The sequence below is a fragment of the Streptomyces sp. NPDC042201 genome, from assembly GCF_055582185.1.
The window spans coordinates 455646-476361 of sequence record NZ_JBVJDS010000001.1 but is presented as its reverse complement, the minus strand read 5'-3'; the positions used below and the strand labels follow the sequence as shown (position 1 = coordinate 476361).

The window sequence follows — 20716 nt, the reverse complement described above, 5'->3', positions numbered from 1 at the left end:
GGCTGCAACTGATCAAGGGGAGTATCGATGGCCAATGAGCTGAAGTACGGCGACCGGATCCACCTGCAGAACGCGTACAACAACTGGGCAGGCGGCTATCTGGATACCAACGGGCACAGCAGCGACTCCGGCGGCAAGTACGCGGTCTCCACCGCGGACTCACCTACCCGCGGAGCCGGCACCGGCACCTGGGAGGTCCTCTCCGCCACCGACAAGGCCGCCGGCACCCCCGTGGCGAGCGGGGACCTGATCCAGCTGCGCAACCTCTACGGCGGCGACGGCGGGTACCTCGACACCAACGGGCACGCGGGCGCCGACCAGAAGACCGCGGGCGCCAAGTACAACGTCTCCACCTCCAAGGACAGGGACCGCGCCCCCGGCAGCGGCACCGGCCGCTGGCGGGTCTTCGCCCAGACCTCCAGCCCCGGCGACCAGAACATCCGCATCGGCGACGTGATCCACCTGTGGAACACGTACGCCGACAACGGCGGCTTCCTGGAGACCAACGGGCACGGCCCGGCCGGCGGCAAGTACGACGTGTGCACCAACGCGTACTACAACCGCGCGGAGAACGTGGCCGACTGGAAGCTCCACCGGGCGTAACACCCGTACCCGCGCCGCACGGCGAAGCGGCCCACCCGGGCACGACCCGGGCGGACCGCTTCGTCACACCGGAGATCACGGAAAGCGTTTACGATCCCGCCCGGCGGTAACCCGCTGTAGCAGACAGAAGCCTCGCGTGAGGCCGTGTGAGCGCGCGTGAGGAAGGCACTGCGAAAGGCGGGACCATGTCCGTGACCACCCTCGCCATCCTGGGAGTGGCGGTGGCGATCGTCATCGCGCTGCTGCTCGCGCGACCGGTGAAGGAGGCCGGAACCCGCGACGTACGCCGCCGCTTCGGATCCGAGTTCGACCGGGTCACCGCCCGGCACGGCGGGAACAGCAAGGCGGCAGGGCGGGAGCTGAACCGGCGCCTGCGGCGCTTCCGTGGTCTGCGCGTCAAGAGCCTGTCCGTACAGGAGCGTGAGCAGTACGCGGCCCAGTGGGACGGCCTCCAGGAGCAGTTCATCGACTGCCCCGGCGCGGTCGCGGCCAAGGCGAATCAGCTGCTGAGCCATCTGGCGACCGGCCGCGGTTTCCCGGCCGAGTCCCGGGACCTCCAGTTCGAGGCCCTGTCCGTGCACCACCCGGAGCAGGTGGAGGGCGGCCGCCGGCTGCACGAGGCGGCCCAGCAGGCCGCGGCGGGCACGGCCGACGCCGAGACCATGCGGAGCGCCATGGTCGCCGGCCGCGCCCTCTTCGACGTACTGGTCAAGGAGCGGCCGCAGGACCACACCGCTCTCGACCCCGCGCGCACCGCTCCGGGCGGCCGGGACCGGTCTCAGCGGACGCGGCCCACTCCCACGTAGAAGGAGCTGTGCTCGTTCGCGGGGGCCGGCGACTCCTTGTACCACCGCGGGGCCGTCACCAGCCCGGGGTCGACCATGTCCAGGCCCTCGAAGAACCGCTGGACCTCGGCGCGGGTACGGAGCCGCAGCGATATGCCGCCCTTTCCGTACGCGCCGGTGACCCGGCCCACCAGGTTCTCCGGCTGGAAGTCGGCGGTCCCGTGCGAGAACACCAGACAGCTGCCGGACGGCAGCGCGTCCACCAGGGTGCGGGTGATCGTGTACGGGTCGTCGTCGTCGGGGAGGAAGTGCATGAGGGCGATCAGGGACAGCGCGATGGGCCGGTCGAAGTCCAGCAGGCCGCGGGCGTGGTCGAGGATCTCCTGCGGCGCGCGTACATCCGCCTCGATGTAGTCGGTGACGCCCTCCGGCGTGCTGATCAGCAGGGCTTCCGCGTGGCGCAGGACGATGGGGTCGTTGTCCGTGTAGACCACGCGGGACGCGGGTGCGATGCCCTGGACGATCTGGTGCAGGTTCGGCTCGGTGGGGATTCCCGTACCGATGTCGAGGTACTGGTCGATGCCGCTACGCGCCACCCAGGCGACGGCGCGGTGCATGAAGGCCCGGTTCAGCCGGGCGTCCATCTTGGAGGCCTCGGGCAGCTTCAGCGCCACCTCGTGGTCGACCGGGTAGTTGTCCTTGCCGCCGAGGAGATAGTCGTACACCCGCGCCGGGTGCGGCTTGCTGGTGTCGACCTGGGGCTTGGGGCTGGCTGCCGTCATGGGGAACTCCGTTGCGTGTCCGAACAAGTGGGGCACCGCCGTAAGCGGCCGTGGGCGTGTACTCACAGCTCTTTACGGAAGTCGATGAGGATCTCTCGGGTGCGGCGTGCGGTCTCCGCGTGGGCCACCATGCGGTCCATCGCCTCCATGTGCTCCCATACCTCGCGCGTGTTGTCGAGGTAGAGCGCGCCCGTCAGGTATTCGACATAGACCATGTCGGGCAGTTCGGGGACGGCGAAGCGGAACAGGACGAACGGGCTGTAGGTGCCCGGGTGATGGCCTGAGGCGAACTCGGCGATCTGAAGCGTCACGTTCGGCAGTTCGGTCATGTTCAGCAGATGATCGATCTGCTCCCGCATGATGGCGGTCGAGCCGGCCTGGCGGCGCAGCACGGTTTCGTCGATCACGGCCCAGAAGGCCGGAGGTCTGGAGCGGACGAGCAGCGCCTGACGCTCCATCCGCAGCGCGACCAAGCGGTCGATCCGGGCGGGATCGTGCCGTCCGACCTCGCCGAAGGTGAGGATCGCGTGGGCGTAGTCCTCGGTCTGGAGCAGTCCCGGCACGAAGTGCGGCTCGTAGGCCCGGATGGTCTTGGCGGCCTGTTCGAGGCTGACATGGCCGCCGAACCAGTCCGGCAGGACGTCGTGATAGCTCTGCCACCAGCCGGGTTTACGGGCCTCGTCGGCCATGGCGAGGAAGGTGGCGGCCTCGTCCTCGGGTAAGCCGTACGCGGGCAGAAGTATCTGTATGTACGGGATCTTCAGCCCGACCTCGGCCATCTCCATCCGGCGGACGGTCGCGGCGGCCACCCGGAGCAGCTTCCCCGCCTGCTCACGGCTGAGGCCCGCGCGCTCGCGAAGGGCCTGGAGCTGTCTGCTGAGGACGAGTTGACCGATCGTCGGAGCAGAACGCGGCTCACTCACGCGCCACCTCCGAGCACCACCATCCGGGCAGTCTGCCACAAGCGCTGTGACACGTGTACGCCGCAGCCGGTAGTTCTGGATCACACGATGCGTTCCGGCCACGCGCCGTACGGGAGCGCTCCCGCCCCACGCTCCCGCGCACGACAGGCCCCGGGGTCGCGCCACTACGGAGCGTAAAGGTGAACCCATGGCATCTATAGGGATACCTTCCAGTGACCAGCGGATGGCGACCGCCGGTTAGCATCGATCATCCGCCGCCGATGAGAGCTGGAGTGTTCTGGACGTGTCCCGACCGCGTGTGGGTGTGGCCGTGCTGACCATGGGAACCCGGCCCGTCGAGCTGCGAGCCCTGCTCGACTCCGTGGCCGGGCAGCAGGAGGCCGCCGCGCGCGTCGTGGTGGTCGGCAACGGCTCGCCGCTGCCCAATCTGCCCGACGGGGTCATCGGGGTGGAGCTGGAGAAGAACCTCGGGGTCTCCGGCGGGCGCAATGTCGCCATGGAGAAGCTCCGTGAGTACGGCGACGTGGACATCCTCGTGGACCTGGACGACGACGGCCTGCTCATCGAGTCCGACGTCATCGGCCGGATCGCCGATCTGTACGAGGCCGACCCCCGGCTCGGCATCGTCAGCTTCCGTATCGCCGACGAGACCGGCTTCACCCAGCGGCGGCACGTACCCCGGCTGCGCGTCGACGACCCGATGCGCGGCGGGGAAGTGACGACCTTCCTCGGCGGCGGACACGCGCTGTCCATGCCGATGCTGGAAGAGACCGGCGGCTGGCCCGACGCGTTCTTCTTCACGCACGAGGAGACCGACCTCGCGTGGCGCGCGCTGGACGCGGGCTGGAAGATCCGTTACGAGCCGGAGCTCGTGCTCCAGCACCCCAGGACCTCCCCCGCCCGGCACGCCGAGTTCTACCGGATGACCGCCCGCAACCGAGTCTGGCTGGCCCGCCGCCACCTCCCCGCGCTCCTCGTGCCGGTCTACCTCGGCACCTGGATCCTGCTCACGGTGGCCCGCACGCGCTCGGCGAGCGGACTACGGGCCTGGTTCGGCGGATTCTTCGAGGGCGTAAGAACAGCCTGCGGCTCCCGCCGCCCCATGCGCTGGCGCACAGTCCGCCGCATGACAGCCCTGGGCCGCCCCCCGGTCATCTAGGTCCTGGGCCTGCGGGCCGGGACCGAGGGGTACCCGGTGCTGGGCGAGCCAACGGTGGATGACCTGCTCGTTGGTGGTCACCACCTGCTGGGTGGCCCATTGGGCGGTCTCCCGGTCGGGATAGGAAGCGGAACGGGTCAGCACGGGGGCATCCTCCCAAATCGCCTGCTCTGGAGCCGCGCTCGTACGGATCGGCAGGCGGATCAGTAGTCGGAGAAATTCCAGAACATGCCCACCTCGGTGTCCGACACGATGACGAGGCCGCAGTCCTCCGAGTAGACGCTCAGCGGGCTGTACGCCCAGCTGGACGTCGTGAAGTCGAGCGTGCCGCGCACGTGGCCGGGCATCTTGATGTTGGTGTGATAGCCGGCCCCGTCCCCGTAACGCGCGAGGATCGTGCGCGCCATCGCCCGCAGCTCCTCCTCGCTCTCCGTGAAGCGCGCCAGGTTGGACAGGGTGCACCTGTCGTCCGTGAGGGCCAGGAGCAGGTTCTCGGCGCTCTTCCGGTCGATCTCCTGGAGACGCTCCGCGACGTACTCCGGGGGGTGGACGGCGAAGGGATACGTGGGGAACCCCTCGCGTTCCGGATCCCGCGCCGCATCGTCGAGACCGGCCCAGCCCCGCGGGTCCGGGATCCGGGCCATCAGCGCGAGGACGTCGAGGATCCAGTCCTGGTGGCGACGCGGGCCCGTGGCGTCGTACGGGTACGCGTCCTCGTACAGGTGGCGTACCGCGGCTTCCCAGGACGTCTGGTCGACGGACATGTGGTGCTGGCCTTTCTCGGCGGGGTGCTAGGACTTGGAGGGCATCGACGTCATGACGGTGAATGGCGGGGTGCGGCTGCTGTCGTACCGGATCCGCGTGTCGATGCCGTTCACGTCGGACGCCTTGGCGTTCAGGCCGCCCTGCTTGTACCCCGACAGCGGGTCGTTGGGGTCCGTCGGCTGCTTGCTCACGCTGCGGCCGCTGGTCTCGCCGTTGGGCGCCGTCGCGTAGAACGACTTAACATCACCGTCGGGCGGCGGGGGCGGGCCCTTGATCCACGCCTCGATGGCGGCCTTGTTCTTGTTGAGGTTGTGCTCGGTCAGCTCCTCCGCCCGCTGGTAGTTCGGGAAGGCCGAAGAGCCGCTGGGCATCGGCTTGCCGTACGGCCATGCCTGCGTCGGGCCGTTCGACTGCTGGTCACGCAAGCGCTGCGCGAGCTGCTCGTCCGTCTTGCCGACATGCTTGTCCAGGGTGTGGCCGTTCTCCATGTACTCGTTGGCGGCAGGCCCTGGCGGGTCTGAGCTGCGGCGCCCGCTTGCGGATGTGTGGGCGGTGCGGTTCGAGGATGCCGCCTCGGGAAATCCGCTCGGCAGCGCGCAGCAGCACACGGCACAGTGACCCCATGAACGGGCAAGGGCTGGACGACGACGGAACGATCACTCGCGAAGGCGCACTGGACCGTGTTCCGGCAGCATTCGCCCCCGTCGTCGATGCCACCCGCGCTCAAATCACCGGGACTTTCGGCAGCGCGCGGCTGCACAGTGCCTACCTCTACGGCAGTATCCCCCGTGGCACCGCCACTCCCGGCATCTCCGACCTCGACCTGCTGCTCGCCCTCCACGACGAGCCCACCGAAGCCGACCGCACCGACGCCAAGACGATCGAGACGACGCTCGACCACTCATTCCCCCAGATCGACGGCGTCGGCATCCTGCTGGTCGGCACGCGCACTGTGCTCAGCGACCTCGAACGCCACGATCTCGGCTTCTTCCTTGCCAGCCTCTGCACACCCCTCCTCGGCACCGACCTCGCGGAACAACTACCCCGCTACCGCCCAACAGCCTTGCTCGCCCGCGAAACGAACGGCGATCTCGCCCTCGCGCTTCCGCGCTGGCGCACCCGAGCCGCCGAAGCCGTCACGGACGCCGACCACAAGAACCTCAGCCGCGTCGTCGCCCGCCGTATCGTGCGCACAGGATTCACCCTGGTCATGCCTCGATGGGGCGGCTGGACCAGCGACCTCAACGAGTGCGCCGAACTCTTCGGCCGCTACTACCCCGAGCGCATTGAGCAGATGCGCATCGCCGCAGCCACCGGCCGCGCACCCTCGGCCGATCCGGCCGTACTCGGGATGCTCATCGACGACCTCGGTCCTTGGCTCGCGGCCGAATACACAGCCGTGCACGGCGATAAGGCACCGCGCCCCTGACGGGCGCCCCGCCCACGACCGAGAGGTATTCGGGGTGGGCCGGGTCGTGTTGAGCACCGTGGGGCCGCCCCTTTCTGTTTGAGTGTCGCGGCTCCGGGCCGGGCATCAAGGGCGCTCCTGCGTCGCGTCGGCTACGCCGATTCCGCTCCGCTCCACCCTTGACCCCCGCCCCTCCACCGCAAGTGAAGGCAGTGGGGGGCGGCCGGGGGAGGGTTCCCCGGGAAGGTTCGCAATTAGTCGGGGCGCTTTGCCGTCCTGGGGTGGGTGGGTGGTGTGCGCAGCAGTGGAATGGGGCGGCCCGGCACCGGCTAAGCGGCAAACCCTCATCAGCTGTCAGAGGCACAAGCAGGTGTCTGAGCTGGGTGGGTGGTGGGGTGGGTGTGATCTGAGGGACGGGAGTGGGCCGGTGAGGGCTCGCATGTGCCCGGGAACCCGCCTAACGCACCCCCTGACGCATAGCCGATCAGCGAGGGGCCCGAAAGGCCAGGCAAATAGGGATATACAGGGCATCATGTCGACCCGCCGCTCTCACCCCCGCCCGCGCGCCCACCACCTCCCGGCCCGGTGGGTGAAGACGGGCCGCATGTGCAGTGGAAATCCGACCGAGGCGGCAAGCCCCCTCCAGGCGCCCGATATGCCCCATATACCTGGCCATTTGGGGCCCCGGGAAGGCGACCATGCGTCAGGAAGTGCATTGAGGGGACTTCCAGACACTAACGGGGCCTCTACCGACCCACTTCCGTCCCCCAGGTCACACCCACCCCACCACCCACCCAGCTCAGACACCAGCTTGTGCCTCGGCCACGGACGGTGGTCGGTCGCTTAGCCGAGCCGGGCCGCCCCATTCCACTGCCGCGCACACACCCACCGACCCGAGGACGGCAGAGGACATCCGCCGCGATCCTGGCTTCCCGGGGAACCCCTCCCCCGGCCGCCCCCCCTCAAAGAGTCACTTGCGGTGGAGGGACGGGGGTCAAGGGTGGAGCGCAGCGGAATCGGCGTAGCCGACGCGACGCAGGAGCGCCCTTGACGCCCGACCCGCAACCGCGACACTCAAACAGAAAGGGGCGGCCCCACCCGAACCACACAACCCGACCCATCCCGAATGCCAGCTTCTGACTCGCAGACGACAATCCCAGCTCAGACACCTGCTTGTGCCTCAGACAGCTGATAAGGGTCAGTCGCTAAGCCCTGCCGGGCCGCCCCATTCCACTGCCGCGCAGACCAACCACCGACCCGAAGACGGCAAAGGGCCCGGGCCCAGAACCAAGCCCTCCGGGGAACCCTCCCCCCGGCCGCCCCCCACTGCCTTCACTTGCGGTGGAGGGACGGGGGTCAAGGGTGGAGCGCAGCGGAATCGGCGTAGCCGACGCGACGGAGGAGCGCCCTTGACGCCCGGCCCGGAGCCGCGACACTCACACAGAAAGGGGCGGCCCCACCCGTCATCGAACGACCCGGACCACCCCGGGTACCTCTCGGTTCTGACCCGCAGACGACAACCCCACCCCATCCCCGGAGCGGGTCGGCTTCGGCGTCCGAATAGGTTTGCCTTACTTAGGTCCGGGAAGAGTCCGGGCTGCCGTCAGGGAGGCCTCCTCACCGTGTCCAGAACCTTCACTCGCCGTATCACCGTGGCTGCCGCCGCCACCGCGTTCGCCGTCTCGCTCACGGCGTGCGGCAGCGGTAACGACGAGCCCGTGGACAAGGCGTCCGACGGTGGTGCCTCGACGCACACGGTCACGACGGTCATGGGTGATGTGAAGGTCACGCACGCCCCCAAGCGGGTCGTCGTGCTGGACACGGATTCGCTCGACTCGGCCGTCACCCTCGGGATAACCCCGGTCGGCGCCACCACCGTTGTCGACAAGGCGCCCTTCTCCACCTACCTGCCCGAGGACAAGCTCAAGGGCATCGAGCCCGTCGGCCTGATCGCCGAGCCCAACCTCGAAGCCATCGCCGCGCTCAAGCCCGACCTGATCCTGAGCAGCAAGGTCCGCGACGAGAAGAACTACAAGGCGCTCTCCGAGATCGCCCCGACCGTGTTCTCCGACACCACCGGGCCGACCTGGCGCAAGAACTTCGGCCTGCACGCCGACGCCCTCGGCAAGGCGGACGAGGCGAAGAAGGTCGTCGCCGACTACGACGCGCACGTCAACCGGCTGACCGAGGCGCTGGGCGGAGCCGAGGCGGCGAAGAAGACCAAGGTCGGCTTCGTACGGTTCGTGGAGGGCGCGGACACCCGGCTCTACCTGAACGACACGTTCGTCGGGTCCATCTTCACGGACCTCAAGGTCGGCCGGCCCGCCAACCAGGACACCACCGGCTTCTCCCTCGACGTCAGCCCGGAGCAGATCGACAAGGCCGACGCGGACGTCATCTTCTACTCCACCTACGGAGACCCGAAGAAGGCCAAGGAGACCGACACCACCGGCGGTCCGCTGTGGAAGAACCTCGCCGCGGTGAAGAAGGGCATGACCTTCAAGGTCGACGACAACCTGTGGATGCTCGGCATCGGCTACACCGGTGCGGGCCAGGTGCTGGACGCGATGGAGAAGAGCTACTCCTCCGCCACCCGGTAGGACCCCGTACGGCACAGCGACCTACGGCACAACGACCGGGCCCCGCACGGATATCCGTGCGGGGCCCGGTCGTGCGGCAGGCTCGAAGCCGTACGCCCCGTCACAAGCGCCCAGCGCGTCCCCTGTTGTCACGGGTGCACGACCGCCGGGACGGCGTCCGTCATGCCCGCCGCCGTGACCCCCGGCGCCCCGAACGTCGTCCAGGCCGCCCGCTCCGGCACCCGCAGCACCGTCCGCCCCGCGACCGCGTTGAGAATCGTCGCCGCGCGCCACGCGCCGAGCGTGAGGTCGGGTGCGCCGATACCGTGCGTGTGCAGCTCGGCGTTCTGGACGTACAGCGCGCCCGACACCCGAGGGTCGAGGGCGACCCGGTAGTCCCCGTCGATCTGGTAGCGGCCCTTGTCGTCCCAGTCCACGAGCTCCGCCATGGTGTCCAGGAAGGCCGGACGCGCCGCCGCGTACCCGGTGGCCGACACGATCGCTGACGTACGCACCTCGAACAGCTCGTCCTGCTCCGTGTGCCGGCACGTCAGCAGATAGCCGTCCCCGTCGGACTCCACACCCACGATCGCCACCCCCGGGTGAAGCGCGGCGCGCGGTTCCGTGCCGCCTATCGTCCGCTCGTACAGCTCGTCGTGGATCTCCCCGAGCGTCTCCTCGCTCACGCCCTTGTACAGCTGCCACTGCTCCCGTACGAGCCGCTCGCGCCGCTCCTCGGGCAGGGCGCGGAAGTAGCGGATGTAGTCGGGCGTGAAGTGCTCCAGGCCGATCTTGGAGTACTCCATCGGCGCGAAGGCGGGGGTACGGGCCAGCCAGCGGACGTACGGGCCGCCCACGCCGTCGCCGTCCTGGTGGCGCAGCAGGTCGAGGGCGACCTCGGCGCCGGACTGGCCGGCCCCGACGACCGTGACATCGTCGAGCCCGGCCAGCCGCGCCCGGTGCGTGCGGTAGTCGGCGCTGTGCAGGACGCGCCCCGCGTGCGCGGGGGCGAACAGCGGGCGCAGCGGCTCCGGGACGACCGGGAGCGTGCCGACACCCAGCACGATCCGCCGCGCCAGCACGCGCGCCACCGCGCCCCCCGCCGAGCGGTGGGTGACGGCGAACGCGTCGGCGCTCTCGTCCCACTCCAGCTCCATGACGCGCGCGTCGAAGCGGCACGACGGCAGGTGTTCGGCGACCCAGCGGCAGTAGTGGTCGTACTCACGGCGCGGGATGTGGAAGCGCTCCGAGAAGAAGAACGGGAACATCCGGTCGTGCTCCCGCAGATAGTTCAGGTACGACCAGGGGCTGGTCGGGTCCGCCATCGTCACCAGGTCGGCGAGGAAGGGGACTTGGAGGGCGGTCCCTTCCAGCAGCAGCCCCGGGTGCCAGGAGAAGGCGGGCTTGGCGTCGAGGAAGAGCGTGCGCAGACCGGGAGCGCCGTCGGAGAGCGCCGCCAGCGAGAGGTTGAACGGGCCGATGCCGACGCCGACCAGGTCGTACACCCCAGCGGACCCCGTGGACCCCATGGACCCACTGGACCCACTGGACCCGGTGGAGTCGTGACGTTCGTCGGGCTTGCTGTGCTCGGTCACCGCTGGGCCTCCGCGAGGGGATGGGGAAGGTCGATGTAGACGGGGTGGCACGCAGCCGCTCCAGACGGGCGCGCGGGACGCGCAGCGGCTCACCCTCGTCGGCGAGGCCGAGCGCGCCTAACGCGCCCACCAGGCCGAGAAGGCTGTCGATGCCCAGGTAGTACCCGACCCGGGCGGCGCGCACGCCGAGACGCATGTCCGGGTGGTCCGGCGGGTCGGGCGAATCAGGGATCGATACGGGCCGCGTCACAGCGCGTCCTCCTCCGCGCGCCCCGCCGCCACGACGGCGTGCAGCAGCCGCTCCACCTCGGCGGGCGTGGTGTGCGGGTTGAGCAGGGTGAGCTTGAGCCGTACGCGCCCCGGACCTTCGCCGGGGAGTTCCGTACGCCCCACCACGGCCCGGCCCTCGCGCAGCAGCCTGCGCCGCAGCTCGGCGTTGATCTCGTCGCTGCGCGCCTCGTCGGCGGGCAGATAGCGGAACAGGAAGGCCGTCAGCACCGGTTCGGAGTACAGCTCCAGCCCCGGATGGTCCCGTACGGTCCGCGCCCCCGACTCCGCCAGCTCACGGCAGGCGTCGACGAGCCGGCCCAGGCCCTCCCGGCCCAGCGTCCGCAGCGTGACCGCGATCTTGAAGGCGTCGGCGCGGCGCGTCGTACGCAGCGACAGCCCGAGCAGGCTCGGATAACCGGCCTCCTCGTCGTCGGCGGGGTTGAGATAGACCGCCCGCCGCGCGAGCGAGGCGTACGTCTCCGAGTGCCGCACCAGGAAGATGCCTGCGGCGGCCGGCTGCCAGCCGAGCTTGTGCCAGTCGAGGGAGACGGAGTCGGCGAGTCCGAGGCCGTCGAGCAGCGGCGCGAGCCGGTCGGACAGCAGGGCCCCGCCGCCGTACGCGGCGTCCACGTGCAGCCAGGCGCCGTGCTCGGCGGCGAGCGCCGCGCACGCGCGCAGCGGGTCGATCGCACCGGTGTCGGTGTTTCCCGCCGTGGCCACGATGGCGAGCGGCAGTTCCCCGCGCTCGGCGCAGCCGTCGAGCGCCGCCGCCAACGCCTCGGGATCCATGCGCAGTTGGTGGTCGACGGGAACCGGCAGCACCGCGTCCTCGCCGAGCCCGAGGAGCGCGGCCGCGCGCTGTACGGAGAAGTGCCCGGCGGCGGATGCGAGGATGCGCGGCCGAGCCGCGTGGCCGGTGCCCCTACCGGAACCCGCTCCGGAACCCGCGCCCGGTACGCCCGCCAGCTCGATCTGCCGCCCGGCCGCCGCGCCGAGCACGCGGTCCCTGGCCAGCATCAGGCCCATCAGATTGGACTCCGTACCACCGGAGGTGAGCACCCCCGCGGCCCGCTCGGAGTCGTACCCGACGAGCCGCGCCAGCTCCTGGAGCAGCAGGGTCTCCAGGGCGGTCGCGGCGGGTGCCTGGTCCCAGGAGTCCTGGGAGGGGTTGAGGGCGGAGACGGCGAGATCGGCCGCGACCGCGACGGCGAGGGGCGGGCAGTGCAGATGGGCCGCGCAGGACGCGTCGGCCGGATCGGCGCTGCCCTGGGCGAGCAGGACGGTGAGCCGGTCGAGCGCGGCGGCGCCGGTGACGGCACTCGCGCCGCCGAACACCTCGGCGACCGCCGCCGCCGTCTCGCCCGGCCGGCCGGCGGCGATGGGCCCGCCACGCCGCCCGGCGCCCTCGGCGAGCGCGCCCAGGACGGTCGCTACCAGCGGCTCCAGCGCCTGCGGCCCGTCGACCCCGCCGGACAGCGCGGTGCCGGCATCGATCCCGCGAGGAGCGGCCACGCGCAGCGCCTCGTCCACCGCCGTGACCAGCGCTTCCGCCTCCGTCGTCATGAGCGCCGCCCGGCCGCCGCGGCCTCGACGATCGCGGCCTCGACGATCGCGGCCTCGACGATCGCGTCCGTCAGACGGTCCAGGACCGCTTCCGCCTCTTCGTCCGTGATGACCAGCGGCGGAAGGAGGCGCAGCGTGGAGCCGAAGCGGCCGCCCAGCTCGACGATCAGGCCGCGGTCGAGGCACGCCGAGCGGACCCGGTCCGCCAGCTCCGGCGCGACCGGGTGGGCGCCGCAGGAGTCCAAAGGCCCCTCCGGGTCGACCAGTTCGACGCCGATCATCAGGCCGCGGCCCCGTACGTCACCGATCACCGGCAGTTCGGAGCGCAGCCCCTCCAGCCGGGCGGTCATCCGCGCGCCGACAATCGCGGCGCGCTCGACCAGGCCCTCACCCGCCACGTACCGCAGCGTCGCCGCACCCGTGGCCATCGCCAGGGTGTTGCCGCGGAACGTGCCCGTGTGGGCGCCGGGCAGCCACCCGTCGTAGTCCTGGTCGTAGACGATCACGGCCAGCGGCAGACTGCCGCCGATCGCCTTCGACATCACGATCGCGTCCGGCACGATCCCGCTGTGCTCGATGGCCCAGAACGCACCGGTGCGCCCGACACCCGTCTGCACCTCGTCCACGATCAGCGGGATCTCCCGCTCACGGGTGATCCGCCGCATCGCACGCAGCCAGCCGTCCGGCGCGGGCACCGCGCCGCCCTCGCCCTGCACCGCTTCGAGGATCATCGCGGCGGGCCGTACAACCCCGCCCGACGGATCGTCGAGCAGCCGCTCGGTGTACGTCGCGGACAGCTCGGCGCCCCGCTCGCCGCCGACCCCGAACGGGCAGCGGTACGCGTACGGATAGGGCAGCCGGGTCACCTCGGACCCGCTCCCCGCGACCTGCTCCCTGATCGCGACACTGCCGGTCGCCGCCAGCGCGCCCGCGGTCATGCCGTGGTACGCGCCGGTGAACGCGAGCGTGCCGCGCCGCCCGGTCGCGGTCTGCATCAGCTTCAGCGCCGCCTCCACCGCGTCCGTGCCCGCGGGACCGCAGAAGTGGATCCTGGCGCGGTCGGCGAAGGGCTTCGGGAGCGTCGCGAAGAGCGCGTCGGTGAAGTCGTCCTTCTCCGGCGTCGCCAGGTCGAGGACATGCAGCGGCGCCCCGCTGTCCATCGTGCGGCGCACGGCCTCCAGCACGACGGGGTGGTTGTGCCCAAGTGCCAGCGTCCCGGCCCCGGAGAGGCAGTCGAGGTAGCGGCGGCCGTCCGTCCCCTCGATCGTCATGCCCTTGGCGCGGGCCGGGACGATCGGGAACGAACGGGCGTAGGTGCGTGCCGAGGACTCCCTGGCACGCTGCCGGCGCAGGATGCCTTCGGCGTCGGCGGTCGCGTCCACGGCGGACCGCGCGTGCGCGGGCAGGGTAATGGGGGGCACGGTCATGAAGCGGCTCCGGAGTATGAGGAGGGAGGCTCAGAGCAGAGGGCGCTCGGCGACAGGGTGGCCGAGAAAGGCGTGGTCCGCGACAAGGAACCGGCCGGCTTCGAGGACGGCCTTCACGCCGGCCGAGGACTGTATCTCCGCGGCCAGTTCGCCGAACCGCGGCGCGACGGAGGGCGGAAACCGGACGGACACGGCTACTCCGGTCCCCGGTCGGGCGTCAGGCCGTCCCACCACAGGGAGTCCTCGGGCAGCGTGCAGCCGTAGCGGAAGCCGGCCACCTCGTCCCCCTCCAGTGCGGCGGTGAGGACGGCGTTGGGTGTCGGCATGATCCCCCCTGAATGGATAGAGCGGTCGACAACCTCATCGGATCCGGCTCATCGGATCCGGCCAGATACTTAGGTGAGCCTAACCAAATGATTTCCGGTGCGAACGCCAAACGCGCCAGAACGGCCGCGGAACATTTCCTACCGCCCCTCACTACAACGACCATGGGGCCATTACGTGTTCACGGACGCGGGTGCCACTTGGCCCGCCGTTCCGCGCGCTCGGGGTTGATGCCGGTGTCGATGAGGATCTGTCGCGCTTCCGTGCTGTTGCCCGCGAGTACGGCCTTCGCCATCGCCTCACGTGCGGCGTCCCGGGTCGCCCGGGGCGGCACGACGAGCAGCGCGAAGTGATCGTTCTCACCACGGGTGACGAGCACCGTGTCGTCGCCGGTCGGCGACCAGTCGATACGGACCGCACGGCCGTCAATGATCAGCCGCCCCGGGGCTTCGTCCCAGGCGACCGTGTCGAGGCCGATCCGGGTCAGCGGACCGAGATGCTCCGTCAGGGCCGTGACCAGGGCGGGGAGTTCGACCTCCGTCTCCCGGGAGTGCGGCCACCAGGCGCCGTCGAGCGGGCCCTCACGGGCCGAGGTGGTCCGTAGCCGCAGCAGCACCGTCCCCGGCGCCACCCGGCGGTGCAGGGTGTCCGGCAGCAGCCCCGCGGGATGCGCGGTGAGTACGGAAAACGGATGGGTGGACGTGTGGGTGGAAGAAGTGTGGGTGGAAGAGGAGTCGGCCGTCATGACGTGCCGCCCGTCCGCGGACGTCCTGTGGAAGCGGGGCCCGCTGATCGTCCGGGGCGACGTCGATGCGACTACCGGCGTACGAGAGACCTCGGGTGGTGCTCGCGCGAGGAGCGCAAGGAGTTCGGATGGTTATGCGTGGTTCTCGTGCCTCTTCCAGCCTACTGCCGGCACCCGCTCCCTCCACGGCCCGGCCGGAGGAGCGTCAGGCCGGCTGCCCGCACTCGGCTTCAGGCCGGCTGCCCGCACTCGCGGAGGACCTCGTCGAGGACCCGCTTCGCCGCGGCTGCCTTGCCCGGGTCGCCGTCGAGACCCTCGGCGTAGGTGATGAGGGCCTTCCACAGCGCCCAGCCGCGGCCACGCGCCCAGGTCGCGGGATCGACGGACAGCGCGTCCCGGAACGCGTGCCGGCTCTCGCCCGACAGGAGCGTCCACGCGATGACCGTGTCACACGCGGGATCGCCGACGCCCGAGCAGCCGAAATCGATGACAGCGGCCAACCGCCCGTCCCTGACCAGCAGGTTCCCGGAGGCGATATCGCCATGGAACCAGACCGGCTTGTCGTTCCAGGTGGCCCGGAGGGCCGTCTCCCACGCCTCGGTCGCCGCCTCGCCCGCGATCCGGTCGCCCAGCGCCTCGATCGTGCGCCGGGTCTCGTCGTCGTACGTCGTCAGCGGCCCGCCACGGAAGCCGGCGTGCCCCGCGGGCGGCGGTCCGTCGGCCGGGTCGATCCGCTGCAGGGCTACGAGGAAGCCGGCCAGGTCGGTGGCGAACTCGGTCAGGTCGCCGATGGACTCGTCACTCGCGGTCTCCCCCTTGATCCACCGGTAGACGGACCAGTTGAGGGGGTAGCCCTCGCCGGGCACCCCCTTCGCCACAGGGGCGGGGATGGGGAGCGGCAGATGGGCGGCGAGGGACGGCAGCCACCGCTGTTCCTTGTCGACCTGCCCGTCGTACCCCGGGCCGCTGGGCAGCCGCACCGTCATGGCGTCGCCGAGATGAAAGGTCCGGTTGTCCACTCCGCCGACCGCGACGGATCCCACGGGGAGATCGGCCCACTGCGGGAACTGCGCGTCGATCAATCGCCGGGCCAGTGCCGCGTCAATCGTCGGGAAGGCCGGCGCAGCCGGTTGATCATCGAATCCACGGTGTTCGTCCTCGCTCACCCGACCCAGCCTCCGGGCAACGCCCTCGTGTGGCAACTGGTTTTTTCCGGGCCCGTACACGCGTTTCCGGGCCCGCGCACGCCCCTACGCCACCGACAGCTTCGGAGTAGGCTGGAGTAACCGAGGGCATTTCGTACACCCGCTTCCATGCCGGTGTCGTTCCCGGATTCTCACGACACCCGGGCGGCTAAACACGCGCCCGGAGGCGGGTCAGTCATATGACGACCACTCTCGACCTCGCAGCAGCATCAGAAGCGGGGAAGATCCCGGCACAGCCTGACGAGTCGGCGCGGCCGGTCCGGCTGACGCTGGCGCCGGGAGGCCGGAGTTCGGGGGCGCTGGACGGCGCCTGGTGGCCCAGGTCCCGTGATCTCGCGCTCGAACTTCCCCCGCTGGTGGCGGCCATGGACGACACCTGGGGCCGGATCACCCGGGCCCTGGTGAACCCCGCCCACTGGCCGGTGGTTCCGCGCAAGGTGCAGTTGGCGGCCCGCGTGCTGCACGTGGGCTGGTTCGCGGCGGAGCAGGACCCGCACAAGGTAATCCTGCTCTCCTACTCGGTGGGCCGCTGGGATCTGCTGGTGATCCCGCCCGAGACGTCGGCGGCGGCGGCCGCCCGGCTGATGAAGGCGGCGGCCGACCCGAGGAACCTGTTGACCGCGAGCGCTCTGGTGGCACGGGAAGCCCTGGTGGAGGAAGCCGGCGAGGCCGACGAGACGGGAGAAGTGAAGGAGGCGAACGTGTGATGGGCGGCTGGATCAGCGTGGTGGTGATCCTGGGCATGATCGCGGTGGGAGTCCTGCTGATCCACCTGGTCAACGGACAGCACCGGCGGCGCATGGCCACGTACACCTTCGGCAAGACCCTCTGGGATCCGCGGAACCGCGTGGTCCGTCGCAGTGACCGCGGCGATCCCCATGATCACCGGACCTGGGGACGCGGCCACTTCCGGCAGCATCTGCGGATCCGGGGCCGGGGCAGAGGCCACGGCGGAACTGGAACCGGTACGGGGACCGATACGGGAACCCGGACGGCGGCAGAAGCGGGGACCGGGACCGGTGCGGGGCAGGGCGAGCGCCCATGACGCGCTCGCGCTCCCGCTCGGATCTCCCCTCCGGCGACCGCGCACCGTCGGACCGCGTACCGTCGGCGGACTCGGTGCCGTCGTCCCGTGTGGCGCCGAAGAGGCTGTCCGTACGGACCCTGCCGCCGCCGGATCTCGCGGAGGTACGCGTCATCGCCGCGTCCCCGGACACGGCGCAGCTCGTCGCGGATGTCCTCCGTACCGTCTTCGCCGCCACCGAGCCGCGCAGCTACCCCGCCGACCGGCGGCGGGGCGGGACCAGGCTGCACCTCACCGTGGATATCGGCCACCCGTCCGCGTCGCCGAACCCGAACCGCGGTCTGCGCCAGGGCTCGGCCCTGCTGCACGACGACGAGATCTGACGGACGACGCGAGCGGCCCGGCGTACGGTGACGACGCCACGTACGGCGATGGTCAGGAACCGGCCGTGCACCGCGGGTCGTCCACAATGACCGCGTTGGCCGGGATGATGATCACCTCGTCGTCGGTGCTCTGGTCGGAGCGCGTGGTGGCGTAGCCGCGCTTGCCCTTGCCGACGCATTTGGTGGCGAGGTTGCCGAAGCCGTCGGGAAAGTTGTAGACCTCGGCGGCGGTGTCCTCCCCCTTGCGTCCACTCACCGGTGAGTCGGCCTTGCCCCGCTCCTCATAGTGCTGCTGGGAGCAGCCGACCGTAAGCGCGAGGGAGAGAAGCACAGCGGCGGCGAGGGCCTTCCGCCTCACTCTCCCCCTCCGCAGGTGCTGTCCTGGACTATCTGCACGTTGGACGGGCCGGTGGCATTCGTCGTGACGTACGCCCGGTTGCCATGGCCCACGCACTTGGTGGCGATGTTGCCGAACCCGTCGGGGAAGTTGAACACCTCGGCGGGAGAGCTGTCGCCCTGCTTGCCCTTGACGGGAGCGTCGCCCTTGCCGCGCTCGTCGCTGTAGTCCTTCGAACACCCGGACAAGGCCACAAGTGCGGCCGTCATCACCAGTGCCAGACCTGCCGTAGACCTGAGACGTCGCTGCATGAAGGTTCCCCCCGATCGGAATCGCTATGACCAGGAGACGCCTCGGGCGCCGACGGCGGTTCCTCACGAACGTCCCTGGCCCCGGCCTCAGTTGGGACCAGGACACGGGCCTCGGTCAGGTGCCGACGTAGGCCGCGAGGTGCTCGCCGGTGAGGGTGGAGCGGGCGGCGACGAGGTCGGTGGGGGTGCCCTCGAAGACGATCCGGCCGCCGTCGTGACCGGCCCCGGGGCCGAGGTCGATGATCCAGTCGGCGTGCGCCATGACCGCCTGGTGGTGCTCGATGACGATGACCGACTTGCCGGAGTCGACGAGCCGGTCGAGCAGGCCGAGCAGCTGCTCGACGTCGGCGAGGTGAAGGCCGGTGGTCGGCTCGTCGAGGATGTAGACGCCGCCCTTGTCGGTCATGTGGGTGGCCAGCTTGAGCCGCTGCCGCTCGCCGCCGGACAGCGTGGTGAGCGGCTGGCCGAGGCTGAGGTAGCCGAGCCCGACGTCGGCGAGCCGGTCGAGGATGCGGTGCGCGGCCGGCGTGCGTGCCTCGCCCGCGCCGAAGAACTCCTCGGCCTCGGTCACCGACATCGCGAGCACCTCGCTGATGTCGCGGCCGCCGAGGTGATGGTCCAGCACCGCTGCCTGGAACCGCTTCCCCTCGCACTCCTCGCAGACGCTGGCGACACCGGCCATCATCGCCAGGTCGGTGAAGACGACACCGGCGCCGTTGCAATTGGGGCAGGCGCCCTCGGAGTTGGCGCTGAACAGCGCCGGCTTCACGCCGTTGACCTTCGCGAACGCCTTGCGGATCGGGTCGAGCAGCCCGGTGTACGTCGCCGGGTTGCTCCGTCGCGAGCCGCGGATCGCGCCCTGGTCGATCGACACCACACCCGCGCCGGCGGCCCCCGGCTGGTGGGGCAGTGACCCGTGTACGAGCGAGCTCTTGCCGGAACCGGCGACGCCGGTGACGACGGCCAGCACCCCGAGCGGGATGTCGACATCGACGTCGCGCAGGTTGTTCGCGGTGGCGCCCCGGATCTCCAGCGTGCCGGTGGGCGTCCGCACCGTCTCCTTGAGGACGGCCCGGTCGTCGAAATGGCGGCCGGTGAGGGTGCCGCCGGCCCGCAGCCCCTCGACGGTGCCCTCGAAGCAGACGGTGCCGCCCGCCGTACCGGCGCCGGGGCCGAGGTCGACGACGTGGTCGGCGATAGCGATCGTCTCCGGCTTGTGCTCCACGACGAGCACCGTGTTGCCCTTGTCCCGCAGCCGCAGCAGCAGGGCGTTCATCCGCTGGATGTCATGGGGGTGCAGGCCCGTGGTGGGCTCGTCGAAGACATAGGTGACATCGGTCAGCGAGGAGCCGAGGTGGCGGATCATCTTGACGCGCTGCGCCTCGCCGCCCGACAGCGTGCCCGACGGCCGGTCGAGCGAGAGGTAGCCGAGACCGATCTCCGCGAAGGAGTCGAGGGTCTGTCGCAGCGTGGAGAGCAGCGGCGCCACCGACGGTTCGTCGAGACCGCGGACCCATTCGGCCAGGTCGCTGATCTGCATCGCGCAGGCGTCGGCGATGCTGATCCCGTCGACCCGCGACGACCGGGCCGCCTCGCTGAGCCGGGTGCCGCCGCACTCGGGACAGGCGGTGAAGGTGACCGCCCGGTCCACGAACGCCCGGATATGCGGCTGCAGCGCCTCCCGGTCCTTGGACAGCATCGACTTCTGCACCTTGGGGATCAGCCCCTCATAGGTGAGGTTGACGCCGTTGACCTTCACCTTGACCGGTTCCTTGTGGAGGAAGTCGTACAGCTCGGTCTCGGTGTAGTCGCGGATCGGCTTGTCCGGGTCGAGGAAGCCCGACTCGATGTAGATCCCCACGGTCCACCAGCCGTCCACCTTGTAGCCGGGGATGGTGATGGCGCCCTCGGCGATCGACTTGGAGTCGTCGAAGAGCTGGGTGAGGTCGATGTCGGAGACCGTGCCCCGGCCCTCGCAGCGCGGACACATGCCGCCGGTGCGGGTGAAGGTCTGTTTCACGGTCTTGCCGGCGCCGCGTTCGATCGTGATCGCGCCGCTCGCCCGGACCGAGGGGACGTTGAAGGCGAACGCGTTGGGCGAGCCGATGTGCGGCTGCCCGAGCCGGCTGAAGAGGATGCGCAGCATCGCGTTGGCGTCGGTGGCGGTGCCGACCGTGGAGCGGGCGTCGGCGGCCATCCGCTGCTGGTCGACGATGATCGCGGTCGTCAGCCCTTCGAGTACGTCGACCTCGGGCCGCGCCAGCGTCGGCATGAAGCCCTGCACGAAGGCGCTGTACGTCTCGTTGATCAGCCGCTGCGACTCGGCGGCGATCGTGTTGAAGACCAGCGAGCTCTTGCCCGAGCCGGAGACACCGGTGAACACCGTCAGCCGGCGCTTCGGGATCTCGACGCTGACGTCCTTGAGGTTGTTCACGCGCGTGCCGTGCACGCGGATCAGATCGTGGCGGTCGGCAGCGTGCGACGCGGGCGACGGCGTGTCCGTCCTCGTGGGCCTGTTCATCGTGTCT

At 70.4% G+C, this 20716-nt stretch carries 22 protein-coding genes and 1 pseudogene; 8 read left to right on the top strand and 15 right to left on the bottom strand.

Going from position 1 to position 20716, the window contains the following annotated elements; translation table 11 throughout:
* The first annotated feature begins 27 nt into the window (after positions 1–27).
* Positions 28–603 carry a hypothetical protein gene (locus tag ACZ6MZ_RS02120; RefSeq protein ID WP_389782246.1) on the top strand — a complete coding sequence of 192 codons (576 nt, stop codon included), beginning with the start codon at positions 28–30 and terminating at the stop codon, positions 601–603.
* Positions 604–788: 185 nt separating this feature from the next.
* Positions 789–1409: a hypothetical protein gene (locus ACZ6MZ_RS02115; protein ID WP_469349238.1), complete on the top strand. Its 621-nt coding sequence runs from the start codon at positions 789–791 to the stop codon at positions 1407–1409.
* Here ACZ6MZ_RS02115 and ACZ6MZ_RS02110 read toward each other — a convergent pair.
* The gene (locus ACZ6MZ_RS02110) at positions 1382–2170 is read right to left on the bottom strand and encodes an SAM-dependent methyltransferase (protein ID WP_384179171.1); all 789 of its coding nucleotides are present in this window, start codon (positions 2168–2170) and stop codon (positions 1382–1384) included. The two genes, ACZ6MZ_RS02115 and ACZ6MZ_RS02110, sit on opposite strands and share 28 nt — an antisense overlap.
* A gap of 62 nt (positions 2171–2232) precedes the next feature.
* On the bottom strand, positions 2233–3093 hold the full coding sequence (locus ACZ6MZ_RS02105; RefSeq protein WP_384179169.1) for a helix-turn-helix domain-containing protein: 861 nt from the start codon (positions 3091–3093) through the stop codon (positions 2233–2235).
* 283 nt (positions 3094–3376) lie between these two features.
* On the opposite strand from ACZ6MZ_RS02105, the gene ACZ6MZ_RS02100 reads away from it, so the two are divergent.
* Positions 3377–4252, top strand: a complete 876-nt coding sequence (locus ACZ6MZ_RS02100; protein WP_469349236.1) for a glycosyltransferase family 2 protein — start codon at positions 3377–3379, stop codon at positions 4250–4252.
* 39 nt (positions 4253–4291) lie between these two features.
* On the opposite strand, the pseudogene ACZ6MZ_RS02095 reads toward ACZ6MZ_RS02100, so the two are convergent.
* The 3 genes and pseudogenes from ACZ6MZ_RS02095 to ACZ6MZ_RS02085 form a co-directional block, all read right to left on the bottom strand.
* Positions 4292–4396, bottom strand: a pseudogene (locus ACZ6MZ_RS02095) (RNase A-like domain-containing protein); the annotation flags it as partial.
* A 59-nt stretch (positions 4397–4455) separates the two neighbouring features.
* The gene (locus tag ACZ6MZ_RS02090; protein ID WP_469349234.1) at positions 4456–5016 is read right to left on the bottom strand and encodes a hypothetical protein; all 561 of its coding nucleotides are present in this window, start codon (positions 5014–5016) and stop codon (positions 4456–4458) included.
* A gap of 27 nt (positions 5017–5043) precedes the next feature.
* The gene (locus ACZ6MZ_RS02085) at positions 5044–5505 is read right to left on the bottom strand and encodes an RNase A-like domain-containing protein (RefSeq protein WP_469349232.1); all 462 of its coding nucleotides are present in this window, start codon (positions 5503–5505) and stop codon (positions 5044–5046) included.
* 134 nt (positions 5506–5639) lie between these two features.
* Here ACZ6MZ_RS02085 and ACZ6MZ_RS02080 point away from each other — a divergent pair, with 134 nt between their 5' ends.
* A complete protein-coding gene (locus ACZ6MZ_RS02080; RefSeq protein WP_469349231.1) occupies positions 5640–6446 on the top strand; it encodes a nucleotidyltransferase domain-containing protein in 807 nt (268 codons plus the stop codon).
* Between the two features lie 1601 nt (positions 6447–8047).
* A complete protein-coding gene (locus tag ACZ6MZ_RS02075; protein WP_469349230.1) occupies positions 8048–9025 on the top strand; it encodes an ABC transporter substrate-binding protein in 978 nt (325 codons plus the stop codon).
* Positions 9026–9153: 128 nt separating this feature from the next.
* Here ACZ6MZ_RS02075 and ACZ6MZ_RS02070 read toward each other — a convergent pair whose 3' ends face one another.
* From ACZ6MZ_RS02070 to ACZ6MZ_RS02040, 7 genes are all read right to left on the bottom strand, one after another.
* Complete coding sequence (locus ACZ6MZ_RS02070) at positions 9154–10533, bottom strand: lysine N(6)-hydroxylase/L-ornithine N(5)-oxygenase family protein (RefSeq protein ID WP_469349228.1); 1380 nt, start codon at positions 10531–10533, stop codon at positions 9154–9156.
* 312 nt (positions 10534–10845) lie between these two features.
* Positions 10846–12432, bottom strand: a complete 1587-nt coding sequence (locus ACZ6MZ_RS02065; protein ID WP_469349227.1) for a pyridoxal phosphate-dependent decarboxylase family protein — start codon at positions 12430–12432, stop codon at positions 10846–10848.
* Entirely contained in the window at positions 12429–13859 is a 1431-nt protein-coding gene (locus ACZ6MZ_RS02060) for a diaminobutyrate--2-oxoglutarate transaminase (protein ID WP_469349225.1), read from the bottom strand. Before ACZ6MZ_RS02060 ends, ACZ6MZ_RS02065 begins: the two co-directional genes overlap by 4 nt.
* Positions 13860–13889: 30 nt before the next feature.
* Positions 13890–14051: a hypothetical protein gene (locus ACZ6MZ_RS02055; protein ID WP_469349223.1), complete on the bottom strand. Its 162-nt coding sequence runs from the start codon at positions 14049–14051 to the stop codon at positions 13890–13892.
* A 2-nt stretch (positions 14052–14053) separates the two neighbouring features.
* Positions 14054–14185 (bottom strand): hypothetical protein, encoded by a 132-nt coding sequence (locus ACZ6MZ_RS02050; RefSeq protein WP_384179152.1) that lies wholly within the window; start codon positions 14183–14185, stop codon positions 14054–14056.
* A gap of 179 nt (positions 14186–14364) precedes the next feature.
* Entirely contained in the window at positions 14365–14928 is a 564-nt protein-coding gene (locus ACZ6MZ_RS02045) for a DUF5994 family protein (RefSeq protein ID WP_389782267.1), read from the bottom strand.
* A 230-nt stretch (positions 14929–15158) separates the two neighbouring features.
* Positions 15159–16094 (bottom strand): aminoglycoside phosphotransferase family protein, encoded by a 936-nt coding sequence (locus tag ACZ6MZ_RS02040; protein ID WP_469349222.1) that lies wholly within the window; start codon positions 16092–16094, stop codon positions 15159–15161.
* 218 nt (positions 16095–16312) lie between these two features.
* Here ACZ6MZ_RS02040 and ACZ6MZ_RS02035 point away from each other — a divergent pair, with 218 nt between their 5' ends.
* Genes ACZ6MZ_RS02035 through ACZ6MZ_RS02025 form a run of 3 tightly spaced genes read left to right on the top strand, consistent with a single transcriptional unit; the run spans position 16313 to position 17540 of the window.
* A complete protein-coding gene (locus ACZ6MZ_RS02035; RefSeq protein WP_469349221.1) occupies positions 16313–16840 on the top strand; it encodes a DUF5994 family protein in 528 nt (175 codons plus the stop codon).
* Positions 16840–17178, top strand: a complete 339-nt coding sequence (locus ACZ6MZ_RS02030; RefSeq protein WP_384328637.1) for a hypothetical protein — start codon at positions 16840–16842, stop codon at positions 17176–17178. The genes ACZ6MZ_RS02035 and ACZ6MZ_RS02030 overlap by 1 nt, the downstream gene beginning before the upstream one ends.
* On the top strand, positions 17175–17540 hold the full coding sequence (locus tag ACZ6MZ_RS02025) for a hypothetical protein (protein ID WP_384179142.1): 366 nt from the start codon (positions 17175–17177) through the stop codon (positions 17538–17540). Before ACZ6MZ_RS02030 ends, ACZ6MZ_RS02025 begins: the two co-directional genes overlap by 4 nt.
* A 52-nt stretch (positions 17541–17592) precedes the next feature.
* Here the strand turns inward: ACZ6MZ_RS02025 and ACZ6MZ_RS02020 are convergent, their stop codons facing one another.
* From ACZ6MZ_RS02020 to ACZ6MZ_RS02010, 3 genes are all read right to left on the bottom strand, one after another.
* On the bottom strand, positions 17593–17898 hold the full coding sequence (locus ACZ6MZ_RS02020; RefSeq protein ID WP_469349220.1) for a hypothetical protein: 306 nt from the start codon (positions 17896–17898) through the stop codon (positions 17593–17595).
* Complete coding sequence (locus ACZ6MZ_RS02015; protein WP_469349218.1) at positions 17895–18188, bottom strand: hypothetical protein; 294 nt, start codon at positions 18186–18188, stop codon at positions 17895–17897. The genes ACZ6MZ_RS02020 and ACZ6MZ_RS02015 overlap by 4 nt, the downstream gene beginning before the upstream one ends.
* Before the next feature lie 115 nt (positions 18189–18303).
* Positions 18304–20709 carry an ATP-binding cassette domain-containing protein gene (locus ACZ6MZ_RS02010; RefSeq protein WP_469349217.1) on the bottom strand — a complete coding sequence of 802 codons (2406 nt, stop codon included), beginning with the start codon at positions 20707–20709 and terminating at the stop codon, positions 18304–18306.
* Between the last annotated feature and the right edge of the window lie 7 nt (positions 20710–20716).